The following is a 1,685-nucleotide window of genomic DNA, read 5'->3' as shown; positions in this document are numbered from 1 at the left end:
ACTCTATTCAATCCGAAAGCCTTCTTCTTAGAAGGCTTTTTTTATTTTCACTTAGTCGTTCACTTTAAAAAGGGGGAATTTTCACATGTCAACAATCGAAACAAAACTAGCACAAATCGGGAACCGTAGCGAAGCTACAACAGGAACTGTTAATCCACCTGTTTATTTCTCAACTGCTTATCGTCACGAAGGAATTGGTAAATCTACCGGCTTTGACTATTCAAGAACTGGAAATCCGACTCGCGGCCTTTTAGAACAGGCAATTGCAGACTTAGAAAGCGGTGAGCAAGGGTATGCCTGTAGTTCAGGAATGGCGGCTGTTCTCCTTGTCCTTTCACTATTCCGTTCCGGAGATGAGCTTATCGTATCTGAAGACTTATACGGGGGAACATATCGTCTATTTTCCGAACATGAAGACAAGTGGAATATTCGATGTAGATACGTAGATACACAATCTATTAAACAAATTGAGCAAGCAATCACATCTCAAACGAAGGCTATTTTCATAGAAACACCGACTAATCCATTAATGCAAGTAACTGATATCGTAAGTGTAGCAAGTGTAGCGAAAAGGCACGGACTACTTCTTATTGTAGATAACACGTTCTATACACCTTATATACAGCAACCATTAATAGAAGGTGCAAACATCGTCCTTCATAGCGCAACTAAATATTTAGGCGGTCATAACGATGTACTAAGCGGACTTGTCGTTGCGAAAGGGAAATCTCTTTGCGAGGAGCTTGCTCATTATCATAATGCCTCTGGTGCTGTCTTAAGCCCGTTTGATTCATGGCTATTAATTCGAGGCATGAAGACTTTAGCACTTCGCATGAAACAGCATGAAGAAAACGCTCATGCAATTGTTGCTTATTTAAATGATGAAGATGGTGTGACAGATGTATTTTATCCAGGAAGAGGTGGTATGATTTCATTTCGCCTTCAAGATGAAACTTGGATTAATCCTTTCTTACAATCTTTATCCTTAATTACATTTGCTGAAAGTCTTGGYGGTGTCGAAAGTTTAATGACTTATCCAGCAACGCAAACTCATGCCGATATTCCAGAAGATGTTCGAACAGCACGTGGTGTGTGTAATCGTCTTCTCCGTTTTTCAGTCGGCATCGAAAATAGCAACGACTTAATTCRAGACTTAAAGCAAGCAATTAAACTTGTAAAAGAAGGTGTAAGAATATGAGTTATTCCATAGATACGCTTTTACTGCATAATCAATACAAGCATGACACACACACAGGAGCTGTTAACGTTCCCATCTATAACACATCAACATTCCATCAGTTTGATGTAGATGCTTTCGGAAAGTATGACTATAGTAGATCTGGAAATCCAACACGTGAAGCTCTTGAAGATATCATTGCTTTATTAGAAGGCGGGACAAAAGGATTTGCCTTTGCATCAGGCATTGCAGCCATTTCTACTGCATTTCTCCTTCTTTCACAAGGTGACCATGTTCTTATTTCAGAAGATGTATATGGAGGTACTTATCGAATTGTTACTGAAGTTCTCTCCCGTTATGGTGTTTCACATACATTTGTTGATATGACCAATGTGGAAGAAGTAAAAGAAAACATTAAACCAAATACGAAGCTCTTTTATGTAGAAACACCTTCTAACCCACTTTTAAAAGTGACAGATATTCGTGCTGTTTCTAATCTTGCAAAATC

General features: G+C 38.9%; 2 protein-coding genes. Both read left to right on the top strand.

Annotated features, from left to right (window positions below; genetic code table 11):
- The first annotated feature begins 85 nt into the window (after positions 1-85).
- Positions 86-1,198, top strand: a complete 1,113-nt coding sequence (locus AC1DJR_RS28950) for a methionine biosynthesis PLP-dependent protein (protein WP_477004143.1) — start codon at positions 86-88, stop codon at positions 1,196-1,198.
- Positions 1,195-1,685 (top strand): PLP-dependent transferase (locus AC1DJR_RS28945; protein WP_477004142.1); only part of this gene is annotated, 491 nt, incomplete at its 3' end. The genes AC1DJR_RS28950 and AC1DJR_RS28945, both read left to right, overlap by 4 nt.

Source organism: Bacillus sp. 05T31 (assembly GCF_056396725.1).
This window is presented reverse-complemented; position numbering and strand designations above follow the sequence as displayed.